The sequence below is a fragment of the Nitratireductor sp. B36 genome (assembly GCF_020833685.1).
In the GTDB taxonomy this organism is placed as follows: Bacteria; Pseudomonadota; Alphaproteobacteria; order Rhizobiales; family Rhizobiaceae; genus Nitratireductor.
Map to the genome: position 1 here is coordinate 1 of NZ_JACKZY010000002.1, position 21,509 is coordinate 21,509.

Sequence of the window (21,509 nt, forward strand, 5' to 3'; positions counted from 1 at the left end):
CCAGCCCCCCCGGGTAGCCTCACGCCAGCTTCATTCAACCACGTGCAACAGTGAATTGCTCACCTTGTGCTCGATCCTCCATGCCTCCACGGCCAGGGGCAGCTGCAAGACAAATGATCCCGAACAAACGAATCGCGAAGGCGGCGCATGCCGTGATCATCCCTTCCTCCCCTCCATGCGAGAGCCGAGTTTTCGACGGGTGTTTGGTGTCGATGGGGCGGTTTCACGGCCGCCCTGGAATTTTCTCCACCAAACGGGTCAGCACCTTGCCGGGGCCGACTTCGATGAACTCAACGCCGGTTCTGGCTTTCAGGCGGGCAATTGCGGGCGCGAACAGCACTCGGGAGGCGAGTTGGCGCACAAGAAGCGAGCGAATTTCCTGGTCCGGTTCTTTCGGATAGGGAAGCGCGGTCACATTTGATATCACCTCAACGCGCAGGGCGCGAAAGGGAATGTCACGCAGAAACTGCGCTAAAGCGTCAGTGGCCGGTTCCATGAAGCGGGAGTGGAAAGCAGCTCCCACAGCCAACGGGATACAGGCCATGGCCCCAGCTTCGATCAATCCCTCCGATGCTTCCTCAAGCGCTGCAACCGCACCTGAGATGACGATCTGATCCGGCGCGTTCACATTGGCGATCTCAGCGTCAGGGAACGCCTCGAGGTGCCGGCTCACCGCTTTCTCATCAAGCCCGATGACAGCCATCATCCCGCCTTCCCGCTGCTCCGCCATCAATTGTCCGCGCCGGGTCACGATGCGCAAGCCGGTGAGCAGGTCGAAGGCCCCGGCGGCCTGAAGAGCGTTGTATTCGCCAAGGCTGTGACCAATAAAGCAGTCCGGGCGTCGCCCCGCCGCCAGTGTTTGTTCAAGGGTGAGGGCGTTCACGACATAGAGGCAGGGCTGTGTGATCTCGGTGCGCTGGAGCGTGCTCTCATCTGCATTCAGACAGGTATCGCGAACGGGAAAGCCGGCGATCTGGTCTATTCGGCTTTCAAGCGCGCCGAAGATCCGGCTCGCGTCGAACAGTTCCTTGCCCATTCCGGGGAATTGTGATCCTTGTCCTGGGAACATGAATACGAGCATGTGCGAGTTCTCTTGTGTCAGAGGGGAGAGATTTGGGGGATGACGCACGGTTTCCAGCGCAAGCGGAGCGTCACGAGCGGAAAGCAGAAGGTGCCTTGAACCCTGCATCGAATGTTGTTGATGTCTGGTGGGCGCCTCTCGAGGGTTTTGACCTGCCATCCCAGGGGACTGCGCTTGCACTTCTCGATGAATCCGAGATGTCGCGCTACCACGCTTTCAGGGCTCATGGCGCCCGTATACAGTTCCTCGCGGGTCGCGCTCTCGTGCGGCAGTGTCTGTCCCGTTACCGCGCTCTCCAGCCCACGGACTGGCGTTTTTGCGAGAATGCGTATGGCCGCCCCTATATCGCTGATGCTTGCGGGGTGGATGGCTTGTTCTTCAACCTCTCCCATACGGATGGGCTTGTGGCCTTCGCCATTGGATCGTTTCGCGAAATTGGCGTGGATGTGGAACGGCGCGACCGGCAGACCGGTATCGAGGAGCTGTCGGAAACGGTCCTGGCTTCTTCGGAGAAAACGCAATTGGCGGGGCTTGCTGGCGCTGCGTACCGCGAGGCTTTTCTTAAGTACTGGATGCTCAAGGAATCCTATCTCAAGGCGCGGGGCGTGGGTCTCTCGTTGCCGATGAGCAGTGTTCGTTTTGACCTTGCTGGATCGCCACCTGCGGCCCTGTTCGACCCCGAAATTGGGGATTGCGCCGACCATTGGAGCTTTCGCCTGCTGACGCTCACAGGCGAGCATATTGCTGCTGTGGCAGCATCCGCCCCTGGCGGATCGCTTACAGTGCGTCCAATTGAGACTTCGCTTGTCCAAGCCTGATGCGCAAGAGCGCAGGGTCCGCTGATCGGACGGCGGAAGCAAGGTGCTGCGAGGGTCCTGCCGGTTCATTACCGGCTTCCGACTGTTATGCCTGAAGCTCTTCCGTCCTTAGGCCGAGGCTTTGGGGCCTTCATTTCGCCCGGAGGCCTCTTGCTGCAGTCGATCCGCGCCATGTCGTTACACAGTTGCAGCCCTATGGTTTCGCTACTGGGCGGCTGCATGATCGAATAGTGATCAGCGTCCAGCTCAATAATCTTGATTTCAGGCGCCAGTGCGCGCCATTCCTGTTTGACGCGCTCAAGGTCTGGTCGCCGGGCGGCAGCAAAAAGCAGGAGCCGCGACGCCATCGTAGATGGGACGTGGTCTTCGAGAGCCGTGCTCCCAGCGTCGAAAACGCGGTAAATATCGTCAAGACCGGATGCCTCGATCGGCACCCCTGCCGTTTCCAGCCGCGCCGCAAGAAGTTTCATCCTTTCGTTCAAAGGAAGGGAAATTTGTTCTTCGCTCCAGTCATTGGGGCCGACGCCGGCAATTGCCTCGATGTCTCTTGCGAAATGGAGAAAGCGCCTTTGATCGCCTGGACCGCTGGGCTTTGCGCGTGGAACAGCGCTGTCAATCATCGCCACCGTCCCCAAGGTCGCGCCCTGACTGTGAAGGACGCGCGCCATCTCCTGCGCCACAAGTCCGCCAAGCGACCAGCCGGCAAGGTGATAAGGACCGTGCGGCTGAATTTTTCTGATTTCTGCCAGATAGTGGTCAGCCATCTTCGGGATCGAGCAAAGCGGCGTCTCAGAGCGCGAGGAAAGCCCCGGCGCGCGCAGGCCGTAGATCGGCCGTTCATCCGGCATGGAGCGTGCAAGCGCGAGATAGCACATAACGTTCCCGCCGATCGGATGGATGCAGAACAGCGGTGTCTCGTCCGGGTCCCCTTTTCTGATCGTCACCAGCAGCGCTTCGGTCTGGCCTCGGTCGTCTGCGCTTATCGCTTGCGAGAGCCCAGCTATGGTGGGGTGACTTGCAAGCATCGCGAAGGATACCGGTTTTCCAAACCGCTTCTCCATACGCGCCATAAGGCGCATTCCGGCAAAGGAGGAGCCACCGAGTGTGAAGAAGTTGTCATCTCGGCCGATCGGGCCGGTATTGTCGAGCACGTCGCGCCACATCGCCGCTATCTCAGCCTCCGCTCCCTCGCGTGGTGGGTCATACGCGCGGGTCTCTTGCATCGATGCGCCGAAATCGGGTGCTGGAAGGGCAGAGCGAACGACCTTGCCATTGTCGCTCAACGGCAGTTTTTCCAGAATTTTGAAATAGGTGGGCACCATATAGGCAGGCAGAATTGCACGCAGCCGATTGCTCAGGGAGGGAATGTCAGGCTCAGATCTGCCGTCCGTCGGCACAATGTATGCCACCAGGTGACGGGTTCCTCGACTGTCGCTCGCTGCGGAAACGATCGCGCGGTTTATTTCCGGGTCCGAGAGCAATGCAGCCTCCACCTCCGCGCATTCCACACGGTAGCCCTGGATCTTCACCTGAAAATCCGCGCGTCCCAGAAACTCGATTTCGCCGTCGGAAAGGTAGCGGCCAAGGTCGCCGGTTCTGTAAAGACGCTCGCCGGTTCTCGGATGGCGGATGAAGCTGGCCTCGGTCTTGGTTCTGTCATTCAGATAGCCTAACGCCACGCCGATGCCGCCAATGTAAAGCTCTCCTGGTACCCAGGGAGGACATAGCTGCAGATTTTCATCCAGAACGTGGATCGACTGGTTTTTCATGGCGTGGCCATAAGGGATGGAACGCCATTCAGGTTCGATGCGGTCGATCGGATAGAGCACAGACCAGATCGACGCTTCCGTTGCCCCGCCGAGGCTGTGGATTTGCGAGCAAGGTGCAGCGATCCGAACCTGGTCTGGGAGCGTGAGCGGAATCCAATCCCCGCTGAGCATGACGAGGCGGAGCGGTTCCAGAACAGGCCCGGTGGTGCCTTCAACGGCCAGCTGCATCAGGGCGGGAACAGAGTTCCAGACCGACACCTGATGGGCGCACACAAGTGCGCGCCAGTGCGCAGGGTCGCGCATGGAATCCGGGGCCGGCATGACAATGGTGGCCCCGGCGGCGAGAGTGCCGAAGATATCATATACGGAAAGATCAAAGCTGAGCGACGAGAGGGCGAGAACTTTGTCTCGTGGCGTGAGAGCGAAGCGTTGGTTGAGATCGGCGATCGTGTTCCAAGCTCCTCGGTGATCGATCATCACGCCTTTCGGTGTGCCGGTCGAACCCGAGGTAAAGATCACATAGGCCAAATCCGTTGCTTTGCCGGAAGGCTGCCGCACGTTTTTCTGATGCACGGGCAGGCGGTCAATCCTGATGGGTTCGACAGTCTCCGGCCAATCGAGTTCGGTATAGAGTGCCTCACTGGTTACGGCATGGCGCGCACCGCTGCTTTTCAGAAGAAGGGCGCGCCTCTCATCCGGTAGATCCGGATCCACCGGCACATAGGCGGAACCTGCGTACAGGATGCCGAGTACTGCGGCTACCTGTTCCCAACCCTTGCGAAGCGTTACGGCCACCAGCATGCCGGGCGCGACCCCGCGGTGGACGAGCTCGGCGGAAAGGGCCAGTGCCTTCTCGCGAAGCTTTGCATAGGTGATGCTGCCTGCGGGTGAAATGATTGCTGTCCGGTCGGGCGCTGCTATCGCCTGCCGGTCGAACATTGCTTCCAGACGTTGAGGCGCCTCGGGAGATATGGAGGTGGCAGGGTCCGGGTCACGAGATGTGCCGGCGGTTGGATCGGGAAGGTCCCAGCATGCCTCATCGCCGGCAAGAGCGCTGATCAGCTCAAAATGGGCCTCACTGACGGTTTCGATAAAACCTGCCGGAAACATTTCAACGACGTAGTCCCAGTTGAACACTGCCGTTCCATCTGGTTCGAAGTGCAATTGATGATCCAGGTGAACCTGAGGCACTTCGAGGCGCGCGGTTTCATGGTGGACCTTTGCGGGGTGCGCGCCGGTGAGAGTGTCCGCAGGTGCATTCACCGCGGTGAATGTGACAGGGATGCCGATGCTCGCACCGCTTCCGGAGCGCTGTTGCAAAGCACGCGTCACGTCGATGCCGCTTACCTCAATGTGCTCGCTGTCGTGCCAAAACTGCATCTGGAGAGCGCGGGCCCGTTCCATGAAGGACTTGTCGGCCGCTGCATCGACTTCGAGCAGTATGGTTGTGCCGAAATTGCCGAACACGCGATCGGCCTGCGGAAGGTGCTGGAAACGGCCGGAATAAAGCAAGGTGACCGCGAAATGACGGCTTCCGGAAAACCGTGAAAGCACTTCGGTATAGGCGGCGCAGGCCAGTAGGCTCGGCGTGATGCGCCGCGAGGTCGCGATGCGTGCGATCCTGTCCCAAAGATGGGGAGGGAGTTTGTGGACAAGATGACGAAAGCTCGGACGCTGACCTTGTTCGAGCCGGGGGCTGAGGGGGAGGGAGGGCGGTCCTGGAAAAGTGTCAAGACGCGCTCGCCAGTAGGACCATGCCTCCTGTCGTCTTGAGACGGCCTCCTCTCCGTGCCGGTCCTTGAGATAGTCCGGGAACCGCATTTCCAAAGGCGGCAAAGAGGCAGACGGATCAGCGGTAAGCGCGGCAAGCTCCTGGATCAGGATGTGAAAGCTCCATCCGTCCATCAGCCACAATGCGATGGAAAGGTGCAGGCGCAGGCCGTTCTCTTGCTTGGTGGCGCGAATATCAAACTGTGGCCAGCTGTCTGATGCCAGTTCCTGCATCTTCATGGTCTCACGAAGCTTACGGAGGCGGGTTTCCGTTTCCGTAGGGCCGCAGTTTTCGAGATTTGTGCAATCCAGACGATAGGTCGGAACGTCCTGAAGAATATGCTGTTCGCCGTTCTCGGAGATGATTGCGCGGAGCATTTCGTGACGCTCGATCAGCGCATTCAACGCTCGCTCAACAGCGTGGTGGTCATGGCAGGCAAGATCAACCTCGACATAGTAGCGTGCCGGAATGCCGAGCTCGAGCGCGCCGGATTGGCCAACCCAGTAGGCCTGCTGAATTCCTTCCAGAAGGAAGCTTTCCTGCGCCTCTTCCGCCGTGTTTTCTGTCTCCTTCGCCATGCACCGCTCCTCCCCTGTTTCCTCCATGGTCCACCCGGCTACTGCGTTGCAGCTTCGGTGGATGAGGCTTGCTATGTACTAATATATTAGTGTAACTATAGCCGCAAGCTTATGGACAGCCAGACGACATCGCGATTGGGAGGAGCGACGGGTGCCAGAGGGAGTAGATGACCGTACCGCGCAAACTTTGATGGCTCCCTCTGCGAGTGGAGCTGCCGCTCATGACGAAGTGGCAGCTCAGGCTATTGCGCTGCGGGGCGGGTTCCCCGAAAATTGGGTTCCTGTACACAAGGGTACGGACCACGATGTCGTGATCGTGGGGGGCGGACAGTCCGGGGTCGCGATTGCTTTTGCACTCAGGAGAGCGGGTATCGCGCGGGTCAGTGTGATCGATGCAGCCCAGCGCGGGTCAGAGGGTATCTGGCGCACCACCGCCCGCATGAAGACGCTGCGTTCACCCAAACAGCTTCCCGGCCCCGAACTGGATATACCCGAGTTGAGCTTCCGCGCCTGGTACTCCGCCCGCTTCGGAGACGTGGCCTACGAAAACCTTCAAGCAATCCCCCGTCTCGACTGGGCCGATTATCTGGACTGGTTTCGGGATGTCACGGGCGTAGAGGTTCGTTATGAACACCGGCTTCAGAGAATTGAGCCCGTGCCGGAAGGATTGCGACTTTGTTTGGAGGCCGCTGGAACGCAGCGGGTCGAGACTTGTCGCAAATTGGTGCTCGCCACCGGTTTTCCCGGAAGCGGCGGCGTGAAGATGCCGGCATTTGTAAAAGATGCGTTGCCTCAAGATTTCTACGCCCACTCTGATGCAGCTATCGACTTTTCGGCTTTAAGGGGCCGGCGCGTAGCGGTTTTCGGCGCTGCCTCGTCGGCCTTCGATGCAGCTGCTTCCGCACTGGAGGAAGGGGCAGATTCAGTACACCTGTTCTGCCGTCACGAAGATCTGGAGCGGTTCTCGCGTATGCGGGTTCTTTATTATCCTGGCTCGGTCGAACATTTCCGGCTGCTTCCGGATGACAAGAAATGGCATATAATGAACAGGTTCTGCCGCAGGGCGCAGGGGCCGGTTCCCGATACCGTTCGCCGTGCCACCCGATTCAAGAATTTTCATCTCCACCTGGGCGCGCGCGATCCTGTGCTTTGTTTCGACGGTGGGTCGGTGGCCGTGAGCGTAAACGGTCGTTCTACTGGTCTCTCCTTTGACTTCGTTATTGCCGGTACAGGCTACCGGGTCGACCTCGCCCAACGCCCGGAACTCGCAAACATTGCTGGGAGGATCGCACTGTGGAGCGATCGCTACCGCGCTCCGGAGCATGAGCGTAATGAGGAACTTGCGCGCTATCCTTATCTGACACCTGGCTTCGCTTTCACCGCAAAGAGGGAGGGCGAAGACAGTTTTGTCAAAGACATTCACCTCTTCACTGCCGGCGCGATGCTGAGCAACGGCCGCAACCCTGCCGAGGTCAGCGGATTTGGCCATGGTATTCCGCAGCTCGTGTCAGCCATCGGCGGTGATCTTTTCACTGCTGATGCCGAGTTGCATGTTGATCGGGTTATGGCGCCGGTCAAACCCATACTGAGTAGTGCTGAATTCAGGCACAGCGTTCGGATGATGGACGAAGAAGAACATGAGCGGGAAAGGGTAGATGCGGGTGCGTGAGCGACCGAGGCGCTGCATAGACTTGAAGTGCGAGCTGCGCTTCGAAAACCCGGTTTAAGCATTTGTGCAGATGCGCGCTCGACCTTGTCAGCCTGCGGCAGGGGTGAGCCAACAAGGGAGAAGACCATGACCGGAGCCACCGCCATAGATGAGGCCGAAGCGCTGCGCCGGATACTCGACATCGCGGCTGCGCTGCTTAGGGCGGAAGACGTTGGCCCGGAAGATCATTTTCTTGCGTTGGGTGGTGATTCCCTGCTTGCACCAATGCTCGCTCGCAAGATCGAGGGGGTCACGGGAACAAGGCCTGCACTGGCCGACATTTTCAGCTCTTCTTTCAAGGATTTGGCAAAGATCGTAGCCTCTCGCACCCCGATCGGGTGATGGCACGCAAAAAGGGCCGCTTATGGCGGCCCTTGGTGGTCTTGGCTTCGATTACCCTTCGGAGCGCACATCCTGGCGCTGCTCACCAAGACCTTCAATGCCGAGTTCCACCACATCTCCGGCCTTCAGGTAGCGAGGTGGTTTCATGCCCTGGCCTACCCCCGGCGGCGTACCGGTCGAGATGATGTCGCCCGGATGAAGTGTCATGAAGTCCGACAGATAGCTCACCACATGAGCGACGCCATAGACCATGGTGGCGGATGATCCGTTCTGCATCGTCTCACCATTCACCTTGAGCCACATTTTGAGGTTTTGTGGATCGGAGATGTCGTCACGCGTCACGAGCCATGGCCCGACCGGGCCGAACGTGTCGCAGGATTTTCCTTTGGTCCACTGGCCTGAACGCTTTGTCTGAAAGTCGCGCTCGGAAACGTCGTTGATCACGCAATAGCCGGCGACATGGTCGAGCGCCTCCTTCTGGGAGACATGCTTGGCGGGCTTGCCGATCACGATCCCGAGTTCGACTTCCCAATCGGTGGCGGTCGAGCCGCGGGGAATGACGACGTCATCATTGGGGCCAATGATCGCTGATGTCGCCTTCATGAAAATTACTGGCTCGGGCGGGACCTCCATGCCGGACTCGGCTGCGTGGTCGGCAAAGTTCAACCCGATGCAAATGAATTTTCCCGTGCCTGCAACACAGGGGCCGAGGCGCGGTGTGCCTTCCACTAGGGGGAGGGTAGAGGGATCGAGGCTTTCGGTCCAGGAAAGGTCCGCCAGCCACTTGCCCTCCAAATCATCAACGATGCCGGAGAGATCGCGGATCTTGCCTTCACTGTCGAGAATGCCCGGGCGCTCCTGCCCCACAGGTCCGTAACGCAGTAGTTTCAATGTTGCTCTCCAAAATCAGTAGGTGGTTCGTCCGCCAGAAAGGTCAAAGGTTGCGGCGGTGGTGAAGCTGTTCTCGCGGGAAACGAGCCACGCGACCATCGCCGCTGCCTCGTCCACCTCGAGCAGGCGGCCGCGTGGAATGCGTGAACGCATGTATTCGATATGCTCGGCTGTCAGCTGTTCCAGAATCCGTGTCTGGGCGGTGGCCGGCGTGATGCAGTTCACCGCTATGTTGTACTCGGCGAGCTCCTTGCCGAGCGATTTTGTCAGGCCCATCACCGCAGCCTTGGATGCCGAGTAGGCGGCCGCGTTGGGGTTGCCCTCCTTGCCGGCCACCGAGGCAATGTTGACGATCCTGCCATAGTTGCGCGCCTTCATGCCCGGTATCACGGCGCGGTTCACATGAAATGTGCCGTTCACATTGATGTCGATCACCTTCTTCCAGGCATCGATATCGTAAGTGTCGAGCGGAGCAGCAGGACCTGCAATGCCTGCAGAATTGACAAGAATAGAGATCTTGCCGCTTTCCTTTTCGGTGGCCGCGCATGCTGCCTTTACGGACGTCCAGTCGGCCACATCGGCTGCCTGTACCGTCGCTGCATCACCGAGTTCCTCACGTGCCGTTTGAAGCAGTGTCTCATCGATATCCCACAGCGTGACCGTGGCACCGGACGCTACGAAGCGGCGGGCCATGGCGAAGCCCAGACCCTGAGCCCCGCCGGTAACGACGGCATGCTCGCCGTTTAGATCAATCTTGTTCATTCACTGGTTTCCTCCGATGCATTGGTCGAGGGGCGGCAGGACTGCGCCGTCCGGGCGCATGTGAAAATATGCCCCTTGAACGCATTCATTATATTAGTGTAACAGATGGAGCAAGGCTTGGTTCTTGCCGGCCGGCGTTCAGGGATGGAGGACTTTGTGAAAGCAACTGAAAGACGGAAGGTGGGGCAAACCGGCCTTGAAGTGACCAGACTGGGCATGGGGTGTGCGTCGTTGGGTGGCCTCTATGCGCCGGTGGACGCGTCGACATGCCTTGCCACCCTTCAGGCGGCCTGGGATCTGGGGCTTCGCTATTTTGATGTTGCGCCGATGTATGGACGCGGACGCTCCGAGCATATGCTTGGACATTTCCTGCGCGAGCAAGCGGCTTCCGATGACGTCGCGATCAGCACCAAGGTGGGGCGTCTTATGGTGCAGCAACGTCCGGGCCGTGAATTGCCGCCTGTTCGGGAGAAGAACCGCCTGGATTCGGGTTGGCGCAATGGGCTGCCCTTCACTGAGGTTTTCGACTACTCATATGACGCGATCATGCGGAGTTTCGATGATAGTCTTCAGCGGCTCGGCCGTGGCGGAGTGGATATCCTGTTTGTCCACGATATTGGAAAAGTCACCCATGGTGAGGTCGCTGAGGCCCACTGGACTGACCTGACCGACGGAGGTGGTTTCCGTGCTTTGTCCGAGCTGCGCGATGCCGGAATCATCAAAGGCTTTGGGCTCGGTGTCAACGAAGCGGAGATCGTGCTGGAGGCTATGGATGAAGTCCAGCTCGATTGCACGCTGCTTGCTGGCCGCCACACTCTGCTCGAGCAAAATGCGAACGCGCTGATGCAGCGGGCGGTCAGTGACGGAATGAGTATCATGATTGGCGGGGTGTTCAATTCGGGGATTCTCGCCGCTCGGCATGGGGGGCGGAGCAAGTTTGACTATCAGGATGCGCCCGAATCCGTCATCCGCAAGGTCGAAGAACTGGAAAAGGTTTGTCTTTCCTTCGATGTACCGCTTGCCGCAGCAGCGATTCAGTTTCCTTGCCGACACGAGGCCGTGACCTCGGTGTTGATCGGGGCCAAGCACCCCGACCGGGTCCGTCAGAACGTCGGCTGGTTTGAGCAGCCGATCCCCGATGAACTCTGGCAGGCGCTCGCTGAAAAGGAGCTGGTATAGGGCCGTGCAGCCCTCATGGGCCCTGTCAACGTCCCTCGCATCATTCTCTCACGTGCCGGTTACAAGCCGGCACGTGGGATCGAGCCGTTGGCCGGTCGAGATCGGCACTGTCCAATCTTTCCCGGTGGCATTTGTCACCGTGATCAAACCGCCGGCGGTTCTGAGAGGTCTTGCCGCAGACCGGCACAATACCTGACTACATCGTGGCTCCGAGGCTCCATGGCACAAATTCATTGTCGCCATAGCCAAGTTCTTCCGATTTCGTCCTGCCACCGGAAGCAACGCGGAGGATTTCGTTGAAGATTTCCTGACCTTTCTCGGCCAGTGACACACCTTCAAGAACGTCCCCGCAATTGATGTCCATGTCGTCGTTCATCTGCTCGAAGATGAAGGAGTTGGAGGCGAGTTTGATCGAAGGGGTCGGTTTGCAGCCGAACGCCGAGCCGCGCCCGGTCGTGAAGCACAGGACATTTGCCCCTCCCGCAACCTGCCCCGTGGCCGAAACGGGATCATAGCCGGGAGTGTCCATGAAAATCAGGCCATGTTCGCGTACCGGTTCGGCATATTCGAGCACCGCTCTGAGATTGGTGCTGCCCCCTTTGGCAGCCGCGCCAAGCGATTTCTCAAGGATCGTTGTCAGTCCCCCAAGCTTGTTGCCCGGAGAGGGGTTGTTGTTCATTTCCATTTCGTGCCGGGCGGTATACTCCTCCCACCAGCGGATTCGCTCAATGAGCTTCTCTCCCACTTCTCGCGTTTCAGCACGGAGTGTCAGAAGGTGCTCTGCACCATAGATCTCCGGGGTCTCCGACAGAATTGCCGTGCCGCCCTGGGCTACGAGCAGATCCACCGCAGCCCCCAGGGCCGGGTTGGCGCTGATGCCGGAATATCCGTCAGAGCCGCCGCATTGGAGCGCGAGGATGAGTTCGGAGGCCGGCTGAGGCGTGCGTTCGGCAGCGTTGACTGTAGGCAGCATGTCGAGAATCGCCTGAACGCCCGCCTCGACGGTTTTCTTCGTGCCGCCAGTCTCCTGGATTGTCATGGTGCGGAAGGTGCCGCTTTCCTGGATGTCGTAGGATTTCATCCAGCGCGGAATCTGGAAGGCTTCACAGCCCAGGCCCACCATCAGAACCCCGCCCACATTCGGGTTGGTGGCAAACCCCCATTGGGTTCGTTTCAGCACATCATAGGCCGGGCCCTTCACATCGATTCCGCAGCCGGTTCCGTGAACCAGTGAAATGACGCCATCAACATTGGGATAATCGTTGAGGACACCCGACCGGTTGATCTCTTCAGCGATGAACCGAGCGACGCTCGCCGAACAGTTCACTGAGGTGAGCGTGGCAATATAGTTGCGAGTGCCTACCTTGCCGTTGGCCCTTTTGTAGCCCTGGAAGACCGCGCGCTGATCCTCGGCGATAAACTCCGTCGGGTGAACGCTCGTTCCAAAAGCATAGTCGCGTTCAAATGCGCGGACATAGACATTGTGTTCATGGACCCAGTCACCGGCTGCAATGTCTTCGCGCGCGAAGCCGATCGTTTGACCATACTTCACAATCGGATCATCCTTGCGGATTTTCCGAACCGCCATCTTGTGTCCGCGAGGGACCCTGGCCATGGCTTCGACCCCCACAAGGGTTTCTCCGGGCTTTAGCGGTTCCAGCGCCAGAACAATGTTGTCGGCATCGGATAGCTTTATGAAACGTTTCATTATCCAACTCTGCGTGAGGGGCCGGATGGAACATCCAGGATATGAAGAGATGAGTATACTAATATAATAATACAAGAGCGCGCAAGACCTGACGCGATTTCTTGGGATAAGGATATCAACCGGGACATATTAAGGGTGGTGAAACACCTCTTCCATGCGGGCCCACCACTCGTGGGTCGCCCGGCTTGCGAGCGGTTCCTGCATTGGGTCACACAATTCCCACCACTTCTGCATGGCCGGGGCCGCGGCCATTCGTGCTGCGTCCGCGGCGAAATCGGTGCCGTGGTATTCCCAATAGGCAAACAGCAGGTTTTCAGGTTCGCGCAGGAAAATCGAGTAATTGCGGATGTTGGCCTGGCTGATCAACTCGAGCACTTCCGGCCAGACCTCTGAATGAACGCGCTTGTAAATCTCGATCGCATCCGGCTTCAGGCCGATGCAATGGGCCATTCTCTGCATGCCGATATCCTCGTTCGGCTGGAAATTCAGTCGGTGAGATCGATCGCGACTTCGAGCGTGTTTTGCAGCGAGGTGTTCAGGTGGCTTTCCATCGCCTTGGCCGCGCCTTCGGCATCGTGTTTTTTGAGAGCCTCCAGAATAGCCTCGTGCTGCTCGATCGTCTGAGTGCCGTAGCCAGGCTTGGGAATGGCGATATAGCGACCGCGGTCCATCTGGGCTTTCGAAATATCAACGGCACGCCAGATTGAAGGATAGCCGCTGATCTCTGCAATGGTGCGGTGGAAAACATCATCCAGCTGGATGGCGGTCGCGTATTTGCCGCGCGCAATGGCGCGGCGGTGCGCGGCGATGTTGTCCTCAAGGGCTTCGGCCGCTGAAGCCGTAAAGTTCGCGGAGGCATGGCGGGCGCTTTCCATTTCAAGCGCACGCCGTATTACATAGGCTTCTTCCAGATCCTTGCGGCTGATCGGCGCAACATATGTGCCGGTCTGAGCGAGGATTTTGACCATCCCTTCGTCACTGATGCGCTTGACCGCTTCCCGCACCGGTGTTCGTGAAACACCGAGCGCCTCAGCGATGGCGATTTCGTTGATCGGTTCGCCAGGTTTCAGCTTTCCGCCCACAATCATGGTACGGATCATCTGATAAATCTGATCCCTGAGCGGCAGGGCGCGGTTCAGGGTGGAGGGATCGAAATCCATAGGTTCGTTCCAGTCTAGGCTCGCCTACGGCCATTATTATATTAGCGTGTCAAACACCTTATAGTATGTCAAACACATTGTTCCAGTTTGCAATGGTCGGGGACCAAAGCGCTGCGCTGCTTAAATGCGCTGTCAAATTCCACTTGTCAACGCTATTATATTAGTGCAATAGAGGCCGCGAGAGGCTGGTGGCATCTCCATTCCAAATGGGCGACGAGGGTGGTTTGGGCCACAATTGAATCTTGGACGTTGGCAAACGCGCTTGAGTTAACTGTTATACTAACATAACATGCGCGGGTCAGAGTGTTGTGGAGGCGACGCTCTGGCTTTCAAAGGGAGGGGACCAAACCGGTCATGACGGAAGCTCACTGTGCATTGGATATGCGAGGCATTACCAAGACGTTTCCGGGCGTCAAGGCGCTCTCCAATGTCAACTTCAAGGTCAAGTTTGGCACTGTCCATGCTGTGGTGGGAGAGAATGGTGCTGGCAAATCGACCCTTATGAAGGTGTTGAACGGGACCTATGCTCCGACCAGCGGCACCATCCACATCGCCGACAAGGAAGTGCGTATGAGACGACCGGCGGATGCCCAGGCTCTCGGCATCCGAATGGTGCATCAGGAGATCAACCTGGTGCCCGATCTCAGCGTCGCGGAGAATGTCTTTCTCGGGCGCATGCCGGGGCGGATGGGATATCTGCACCGCAGTGAAATGATCGCGAGAACGACCGCCATACTTGAAGAGCTTGGTGCTGTTGTGAAGCCCCGCGAGCGGCTGGGCGATCTTTCAATCAGCCAGCAGCAGCTTGTCGAGATTGCAAAGGCCTACGCAGCCAATCCACGCATCATCGTTTTGGATGAGCCGACCTCCAGTCTGAGTGACCATGAGACGGCGGCACTGTTCCGCATCCTCCGCAAGATGCGGGATGACGGGATTGCGATCATCTATATCAGCCATCGTGTCAAAGAGGTCTTGCAGATCGCCGACGAAGTGACCGTTCTGCGCGACGGCGCAATGATCGAGACACGCCCCATTTCCGGCATCACATCGGCTGAAATGATACGGCTGATGGTTGGACGTGACGTCAGCAATGTCTTTCCCAAGACGCCAGCCACCGTTGGAGAGCCGGTCCTCAAGGTCGAGAATATCAGCGACGGTGTACATTTCCGTGACGTCAGTTTTGAGGTTCGCGCAGGCGAAATTCTGGGGCTCACCGGCCTTGTCGGTGCCGGACGAACTGAGGTGGCGCAGACGATCTTCGGCCTCTCGAAGCTTGTCGAAGGGAAGGTCTCCCTGAATGGGCGGACATTATCGATAGCAACACCTGCAGATGCGGTCCGGGCGGGCATCGCCTACGTTCCTGAGGATCGCAAGGGTGACGGTATCATTCCGGAAATGACGATCCGCGAGAACATAAGCCTGCCGATCCTGCGCAAGCTGAGCCGGATTGGACGCATTAGCGGAAGCGCTGATCGCGCCCTCGCCGGCAAATATGTGAAGCAGTTCGCAATCTCTCCACCTGACGGGGAACGGCGGATCAATCTCCTTTCAGGCGGCAACCAGCAGAAAGCGGTGATCGCGAAATGGTTGGCGGCAAAGCCAAGCGTACTGATTCTGGACGAACCGACGCGCGGCGTTGACGTGGGCGCCAAGGCGGAAATCCACAACATCATCGGACGACTCGTCGGCGAAGGCATGGCGGTGCTGATGATTTCCTCGGAATTGCCGGAGGTGATGGGCGTCTGCGATCGCGTCGTGGTCATGCGGGACGGGCGTGCTTCCGCGCCGCTGTCGCGCGAAGAATTGAGCGAGGAAAAGATCATGACCCTGGCGACGGACGAGGAGGCGGCATGAGCGATCTTGTTGCCGCTGCTGAAAGCATGAAGAAGACTGAACGTTTTACCCGCGCAAACTGGGTGGCGGAACTGGCATCGCGCGCAGGTCTTCTGATCGCGATCCTTGCCGTGATCGCCTATGGTTCGATTGCCAATCCCGCCTTTTTCTCGACCGGTAATTTCGTGAATGTGCTGACCTCGATGTCCATCGTCGGCATCGTGGTGGTGGGGATGACCTTTGTCCTGGTTGTCGGCGGCCTCGCGGATCTTTCCGTGCCCGCCACCATAGCCTGTGGTGCAATCCTGTCGCTCGGCCTGCAGCCGATGATCGGGCCTGTCCCGGCATTTGTGGTCGCGATCGCGCTCGCCGGCGTCATCGGCATGTTGAATGGTGCGTTGGTTGGATATGCGGGCGTCAATCCGATCATTGCGACGCTTGGCGTCGGCACGGTCGGTCTGGGCATTGTTCAGGCGGCTGTCGGCGGCGTCATCGTCTATGGAACCAATCCTGCCTCAGCCGAACTGGTGAAAGGGCGTATCCTGGGAATTCCGACGGTGGTCATCATCTTTGCCGTGATCGCTCTGATAGGGCATTTCATCCTTTCACGGTCGTATTGGGGCCGTTGGACAACGGCGACCGGCGGCAATTATTCCGCCGCTCAGGCGAGTGCGGTTCCGGTGCGCGCGGTCAAAGCGGGTGCGTTCGTCATCACCGGAATTGCAGCAGGCATCAGCGGCGGGCTTCTTGGGCTGACCTTGCAAAGCGCGCGGCCGCTGGTGGGAACGGGATATGAGTTCAGCGCGATCACGGCTGTCGTTGTCGGCGGGGTGTCCATCATGGGGGGCTTCGGCTCGGTTCCTCGAGCGATTGCCGGGCTGATCTTCGTTCAGCTTTTGACCAATGTCATGGTGCTTGAGGGCGTGCGTACGCCGGTTCAGGGCTTCGTTCTGGGGATTCTGATTGCCGGCGCGGTTGGTATGGATGCCGCGTTGCGCAAACGAGGAGGCGGTTGATGCGATATCTTGCACTCGCTTTGCAGTATCGGGTTGGTATCATTCTTGGCCTGACGCTGTTGATCTCGGCGCTCGTTGTTCCCGGCTTTCTCGGCCTGACAACGCTCAACCTCGGCCTCGACCGAGCTTCCACCATTGGCATTATTGCCATCGGGCTCACGGTCCTTCTGATCGCCGGGCAGATTGATCTGTCGGTGGGCTCGGTCTTTGCCCTGTCGGGAGTTGTATCGATCATACTTCAACCGCAGCTCGGTATTTTACCGGCAGCCGTGGTGGGCATTCTGGCGGGAATGCTTGCGGGGGCTGTCAACGGCCTGCTCGTCGTGGGGCTTAAGGTGAACTCGCTGGTTCTCACCCTAGCCACGATGCTCATCTTCCGCTCGATTGCGCATTGGATCACCGACAGCCAGCCGGTGAGCGGTATAGACATCATGTTCTCGCTCAAGGTGTCGCAAACCTACCTGGAAATATTCTCTATTCGAAGCGCACTGTTCCTGGCGGCGATTGTCCTTCTTCACGTTTGGCTTACCCGGACGATCCCTGGCCGAAACGTGTTTGCAGTCGGTTCGAATGCCGTTGCCGCGAAGGAAAGTGGCATCGCCTCGGGGCGCATTATCTTTCTGAGCTTCATGTTCGCTGGCGGCATGGCCGGCGTGGCCGGTGTGCTCCAGAGCCTGGTGACCAATACCGGCTCTCCCGTATTCGGATCGGAACTCACGGTCATGGTTATCGCCGCCGTGGTTGTTGGCGGTACCCGGTTGGAAGGAGGCCGAGGTTCCGCGCTTGGGACACTCGGCGGTGTGCTGACCATTGGCGCGCTGACCGTCGCCATGGAGTTCCAGTCGGTGCCGGCATACATCCAGCAGGTTGTGTCAGGGTGCATCCTGATCCTGCTCGTGGTGTTGGACCGCACCGTTCATATCAGACCTGGCACGGGCCGGGAGCCCGCCAGAGCTGTTCAACCCATCACTCAAGGAGGAGGAAGTGCATGACTGGGAATAAATTCATTCTTGCCATGGCTGCAGCTGCAACGCTGGCGAGTGCCGGCTGGGCGAATGCCAAGACCGTCTGTTACGTTAACGCGGCGGATTCGCATGCCTATGCGACGCCGGCCAACGAAGCGCTGCAGGCCCGCGCAAAAGAATTGGGACTGGAAATTCTGAGCCTGAGTCAGGATTTCGACGTTCAGAAGGGTACGGAGCAGCTCAACACCTGTGTCGCGCGTGGTGTCGATGGCATCATCCTTTGGCCTCTTGATCCGCAGGCCTATATTCCGGGCCTTGCCCGCGCTCAGCAGGCCAATATCCCGGCCATCATCATCAACTCGCCGGTGAGCGATGACGCAAAGCCGTTCCTCAAATCCTTCACCGGGCCTGACGTGTACGAGGAAGGCGAGATGGCCGCGGATGCGCTCAATGAAGCCATGGGCGGCGAGGGGTCAGTGGTGGTCATTGCCGGTCAGGCCGGCAACGGCACGACGCTGGGCCGGGTCGGCGGTTTCATGGATCGTTTGAAGGAGACCGGTTCCAAGATCGAAGTTCTGGATACGGTCAACGCGGATTTTGATCAGCAGAAGGCTCTTGTGATGAGCCGCGACCTGATCACCCGTTTCGGCGACAAGATCCAGGGCGTCTACGCCAATGATGACACGATGGCGCGCGGCTTCATCGATGCGTGGAAGGAAGCCAAGCCTTCCGAGAAAATGCCTCCGATTGTCGGCATCAACGGACAGAAGGATGCGTTTGAATCCATTCGCGTCGGCGACATGTATGCAACGATCGTGCAGTCTCCTGCCGAAGACGGGAAACTGGCTGCGGAAACCATCGCCAAAATCCTCGACGGTGAAGAGGTCGATGATCGCCTGCCCATACCGTTGACCGTGGTGACTTCGGAAAACGTGGATTCGGTCGAGCCGGCATTCTAATCGGGTTTTGCCGGCCCGGTTTTCCGGGCCGGCATGTCCCGGAGCGTTGCTCTCCGGGCGCAAAAGGCTCTCTCACATTCCCTTTTGCTCGTCCGGCCAAACGAAACTTGTTCTTGTTGCATCTGCCTGTCCCGGATGGCCGGTGCAGTTTCATCGGGTGTATCTGCACGCCTGAATTGCGCAACTCCTTTGGAGGGCGACGATGAAATTCAGTCTCATCTTCTTTTCGAATTCCTATCCAGAAGACGCCGGTGGCGCCTATGGGGCCATTTCCGAATTTGCGCGTTTTGGTGATGCGAACGGCTTCGAGGCCGTGTGGATTCCGGAGCGGCATTTTCATACGATGGGCGGCATCTACCCGAACCCGGCGGTAATGGCGGCTTATCTGGCCTCTATTACGGAGAACATCCGCCTGCGTGCGGGGAGTGCCGTGGTGCCGCTGCATCATCCCGCCAGCATCGTTGAATCCTGGTCCATGGTTGATCACCTGTCCAATGGCCGTGTTGATCTCGCACTGGCGAGCGGCTGGAACGTCAATGATTTCGTTCTGGCACCCAATGCCTATTCGGACCTGCGGAATATCTGGCTGGAGCGTATCGAGGAAATACGAAATCTATGGCGTGGGCGCCCCCAAAGTTATCCCAACGGCGCCGGTGCTGAAACGGAAGTGATCACCTATCCGCGTCCGGTGCAGCCCAATCTCAATCTTTGGCTCACAGCCACCAAGCAGCCTGAGACCTTTCGGAAGGCCGGCGAAATGGGTATGAACGTGCTGACCATGCTTGCCGGAATATCTCTTGACCAGCTGGCGGAAAAAACAGCGCTTTACCGTGAAGGCAGGGTCTCGGCAGGGCTCGACCCGGATGCAGGGAATGTGACCCTGATGCTGCACACCTATGTGCACAACGACATTGCGACCGTGCAACGCGCCGTTCGCGAACCCTTCCTGCAATATATCCGAACCAGCCTTCTCAGCCATCTTCAGGGCGGTGCAGTCAGTGCAGGGCGGAGCCTCTCGGAAGAGGAGATTGACGGCATGGCGGAATATTCATTCGAACGCTACTTCCAAACCGCCGCCTTGTTTGGGACCGTGGAGGACACGCGCAGGTTCGCGCTCAATGCCCGTGAGGCCGGTGTCGACGAAATCGCCTGCCTTCTGGATTACGGACCTTCGCTTGCCGATATCCGCATGAGCCTTCCATTTCTGGCCGAGTTGAAAAAGAGCTTTGAAAGCGTCGATGTCTCTGCCTGATATGACGGATGCCATGGCAATCATCGGCCTGTCTTGCCGGTTTCCCGGCAGCCGGGATGCCGAGGCGTATTATCGCTCGCTGATAGGGGGGAATGCGCTCTACGCACCGCCCCCAAGAGAACGCTGGAACTGGTGCTCAGAAGATCGTGTGGCCGTACGCAGCATGGGGGTGCTCGATGACGTTTTCGATTTCGACAACGCGCTCTTCCAGTTGTCGCCGCGCGAAGCAGAAACCATCGATCCCCATCAGCGCCTGATGCTGGAAGAGGTCTGGCTGGCAATCGAGCACGCTGGCTATAGACCGGAGGCGTTTCGCGGCAGCGATACCGGCGTTTTCGTCGCCATGTATAATCAGGATTTTCAGTTCTACGCTCGTTCAGGCGATTGGGACGAGATCTCGCGCATGTATCTCGCCATGGGGGGCGCGCATTCGCTCGTACCCAATCGCGTCTCCTATGCTTTCGACCTCCACGGGCCCAGCGAGGTGGTTGATACTGCCTGTTCGAGTGCGCTAGTGGCCGTTCACCGCGCTGTCGAGGCGATCCGCCAAGGCGAGTGCGATCAGGCGATCGTCGGCGGTGTCAGCCTCCTGCTGGAGCCCGGCAGGCTCGTCATGCTCCAGGACCTCGGCTTGCTGGCGGAAAATGGCGATTGCGCTCCCTTCGATGAGCGTTCTGGCGGGCAGGTCCTTGGCGAGGGAGCTGCGGCGATCCTCATCAAACCGCTCGCTCGGGCGATCGCCGATCATGACACGGTTCACGCCGTTGTCCGCGCCACCGGTGTCAATCATCAGGGCGCACGGTCCGGCGGGCTGACACGACCAAGCGCAGCCGCCCAGGCCGAGCTTATCAGCAACACATATAGCCGCCATGGTATCGACCCGGCTGCGATCGGATATGTAGAGGCGCACGGCAATGGCGGTGGCGGCGATGTCAGCGAACTGCTCGCCTTTCAGCATGTGTTTCCCGCCGGCATTGCAATTGGTTCGGTCAAGGGCAATATCGGCTTTCTGGAGGCGGCAGGTGGTTTGTCGCAGATCGTGAAGCTTGTGCTTTCGATGCGCCACGAAGTGATCCCGGCAACGCGATCCCATCGGCAAATGATCCAAAACGACGAACTTGATCCAGCCTCTTGTCGTGTCCTCACGGTCAACACGCCGCTGGATGCACTTCGAGCCCCGGAAGATCAATCATTCATGGCGGGTGTTCACGCCTATGGGCTCGGCGGCTGCAATGCACATGTCGTGCTTGCCGAAGCCTTGCCGACTGCAGACATCCCGGAACCGACTGATCCGCTTCCGCTTCTTTTTTCCGGTGAAAGCCATGTGGATCTTCGCGCGCGCGTAGAGCGTTTCATCAGTTGGTATGGTGGCGAACCGTATGCATCGCTCAGAGATATCGCCTACACGCTCGCGACCTGCGGTTTCCATGAAGCACACCGCGTGGTGGTCTTTGCCTCGACGAGGGAGGAGGCTATCGCACGTCTGTCGGAATGGATGCAAGACAGTGAGCCGGACCAACACATCCTCTCTTTCACCGATGATCACGCCCTTCTTCGGGAGGCTCGCGCATGGTGCGCCGGGGAGAAACGAGACTGGAGCCGTCTCTTGGACGGGTCGAGAGTGGCAATGCCGCTGACCACCTGGCGGCGTAGACACTTTCCATTGCCTCCGCTGCGCGTGTGAAGGCCGCTCTCGCGACGCGGAAAAGGGCCAGCT

The 21,509-nt window shown here is 58.8% G+C and carries 17 protein-coding genes; 10 read left to right on the forward strand and 7 right to left on the reverse strand.

The window, feature by feature from the left end; genetic code table 11:
- Positions 1 to 223: 223 nt before the first annotated feature.
- Positions 224 to 1,240 carry an ACP S-malonyltransferase gene (fabD, locus tag H7H48_RS06690; protein WP_370633329.1) on the reverse strand — a complete coding sequence of 339 codons (1,017 nt, stop codon included), beginning with the start codon at positions 1,238 to 1,240 and terminating at the stop codon, positions 224 to 226.
- A gap of 212 nt (positions 1,241 to 1,452) precedes the next feature.
- Here fabD and H7H48_RS06695 point away from each other — a divergent pair, with 212 nt between their 5' ends.
- Positions 1,453 to 1,899 carry a 4'-phosphopantetheinyl transferase superfamily protein gene (locus H7H48_RS06695; protein WP_229448163.1) on the forward strand — a complete coding sequence of 149 codons (447 nt, stop codon included), beginning with the start codon at positions 1,453 to 1,455 and terminating at the stop codon, positions 1,897 to 1,899.
- Between the two features lie 68 nt (positions 1,900 to 1,967).
- On the opposite strand, the gene H7H48_RS06700 is transcribed toward H7H48_RS06695, so the two are convergent.
- Positions 1,968 to 6,017, reverse strand: coding sequence for a non-ribosomal peptide synthetase (locus tag H7H48_RS06700; protein ID WP_229448165.1), 4,050 nt, complete (start codon positions 6,015 to 6,017; stop codon positions 1,968 to 1,970).
- A 190-nt stretch (positions 6,018 to 6,207) separates the two neighbouring features.
- Here H7H48_RS06700 and H7H48_RS06705 point away from each other — a divergent pair, with 190 nt between their 5' ends.
- Positions 6,208 to 7,686 carry an NAD(P)/FAD-dependent oxidoreductase gene (locus H7H48_RS06705; RefSeq protein ID WP_229448166.1) on the forward strand — a complete coding sequence of 493 codons (1,479 nt, stop codon included), beginning with the start codon at positions 6,208 to 6,210 and terminating at the stop codon, positions 7,684 to 7,686.
- Positions 7,687 to 7,812: 126 nt separating this feature from the next.
- Positions 7,813 to 8,067 carry a phosphopantetheine-binding protein gene (locus H7H48_RS06710; RefSeq protein ID WP_229448167.1) on the forward strand — a complete coding sequence of 85 codons (255 nt, stop codon included), beginning with the start codon at positions 7,813 to 7,815 and terminating at the stop codon, positions 8,065 to 8,067.
- Between the two features lie 51 nt (positions 8,068 to 8,118).
- On the opposite strand, the gene H7H48_RS06715 is transcribed toward H7H48_RS06710, so the two are convergent.
- Positions 8,119 to 8,958, reverse strand: coding sequence for a fumarylacetoacetate hydrolase family protein (locus H7H48_RS06715; protein WP_229448168.1), 840 nt, complete (start codon positions 8,956 to 8,958; stop codon positions 8,119 to 8,121).
- A 15-nt stretch (positions 8,959 to 8,973) separates the two neighbouring features.
- The gene (locus tag H7H48_RS06720) at positions 8,974 to 9,720 is read right to left on the reverse strand and encodes an SDR family NAD(P)-dependent oxidoreductase (RefSeq protein ID WP_229448169.1); all 747 of its coding nucleotides are present in this window, start codon (positions 9,718 to 9,720) and stop codon (positions 8,974 to 8,976) included.
- A 144-nt stretch (positions 9,721 to 9,864) separates the two neighbouring features.
- Here H7H48_RS06720 and H7H48_RS06725 point away from each other — a divergent pair, with 144 nt between their 5' ends.
- Positions 9,865 to 10,899: an aldo/keto reductase gene (locus H7H48_RS06725; protein ID WP_229449204.1), complete on the forward strand. Its 1,035-nt coding sequence runs from the start codon at positions 9,865 to 9,867 to the stop codon at positions 10,897 to 10,899.
- Between the two features lie 196 nt (positions 10,900 to 11,095).
- Here H7H48_RS06725 and H7H48_RS06730 read toward each other — a convergent pair whose 3' ends face one another.
- The 3 genes from H7H48_RS06730 to H7H48_RS06740 all read right to left on the reverse strand — a co-directional run bounded on the left by H7H48_RS06730 (position 11,096) and on the right by H7H48_RS06740 (position 13,767).
- The gene (locus tag H7H48_RS06730; RefSeq protein WP_229448173.1) at positions 11,096 to 12,607 is read right to left on the reverse strand and encodes a UxaA family hydrolase; all 1,512 of its coding nucleotides are present in this window, start codon (positions 12,605 to 12,607) and stop codon (positions 11,096 to 11,098) included.
- Between the two features lie 129 nt (positions 12,608 to 12,736).
- A complete protein-coding gene (locus tag H7H48_RS06735; protein ID WP_229448175.1) occupies positions 12,737 to 13,066 on the reverse strand; it encodes an L-rhamnose mutarotase in 330 nt (109 codons plus the stop codon).
- 26 nt (positions 13,067 to 13,092) lie between these two features.
- Positions 13,093 to 13,767 (reverse strand): GntR family transcriptional regulator, encoded by a 675-nt coding sequence (locus tag H7H48_RS06740; protein WP_229448177.1) that lies wholly within the window; start codon positions 13,765 to 13,767, stop codon positions 13,093 to 13,095.
- Positions 13,768 to 14,121: 354 nt separating this feature from the next.
- Between H7H48_RS06740 and H7H48_RS06745 the strand changes: the two genes are divergently transcribed.
- The 6 genes from H7H48_RS06745 (at position 14,122) to H7H48_RS06770 (ending at position 21,476) form a co-directional block, all read left to right on the forward strand.
- Entirely contained in the window at positions 14,122 to 15,621 is a 1,500-nt protein-coding gene (locus tag H7H48_RS06745; protein WP_229448179.1) for a sugar ABC transporter ATP-binding protein, read from the forward strand.
- Positions 15,618 to 16,616 carry an ABC transporter permease gene (locus tag H7H48_RS06750; RefSeq protein ID WP_229448180.1) on the forward strand — a complete coding sequence of 333 codons (999 nt, stop codon included), beginning with the start codon at positions 15,618 to 15,620 and terminating at the stop codon, positions 16,614 to 16,616. Before H7H48_RS06745 ends, H7H48_RS06750 begins: the two co-directional genes overlap by 4 nt.
- Positions 16,616 to 17,608, forward strand: coding sequence for an ABC transporter permease (locus tag H7H48_RS06755; RefSeq protein WP_229448182.1), 993 nt, complete (start codon positions 16,616 to 16,618; stop codon positions 17,606 to 17,608). The genes H7H48_RS06750 and H7H48_RS06755 overlap by 1 nt, the downstream gene beginning before the upstream one ends.
- Positions 17,605 to 18,540 (forward strand): sugar ABC transporter substrate-binding protein, encoded by a 936-nt coding sequence (locus tag H7H48_RS06760; RefSeq protein ID WP_229448183.1) that lies wholly within the window; start codon positions 17,605 to 17,607, stop codon positions 18,538 to 18,540. Before H7H48_RS06755 ends, H7H48_RS06760 begins: the two co-directional genes overlap by 4 nt.
- Positions 18,541 to 18,742: 202 nt before the next feature.
- Positions 18,743 to 19,792, forward strand: a complete 1,050-nt coding sequence (locus H7H48_RS06765; protein WP_229448185.1) for a MupA/Atu3671 family FMN-dependent luciferase-like monooxygenase — start codon at positions 18,743 to 18,745, stop codon at positions 19,790 to 19,792.
- The gene (locus H7H48_RS06770; protein ID WP_229448186.1) at positions 19,779 to 21,476 is read left to right on the forward strand and encodes a polyketide synthase; all 1,698 of its coding nucleotides are present in this window, start codon (positions 19,779 to 19,781) and stop codon (positions 21,474 to 21,476) included. The genes H7H48_RS06765 and H7H48_RS06770 overlap by 14 nt, the downstream gene beginning before the upstream one ends.
- The last annotated feature ends 33 nt before the right edge of the window (positions 21,477 to 21,509 follow it).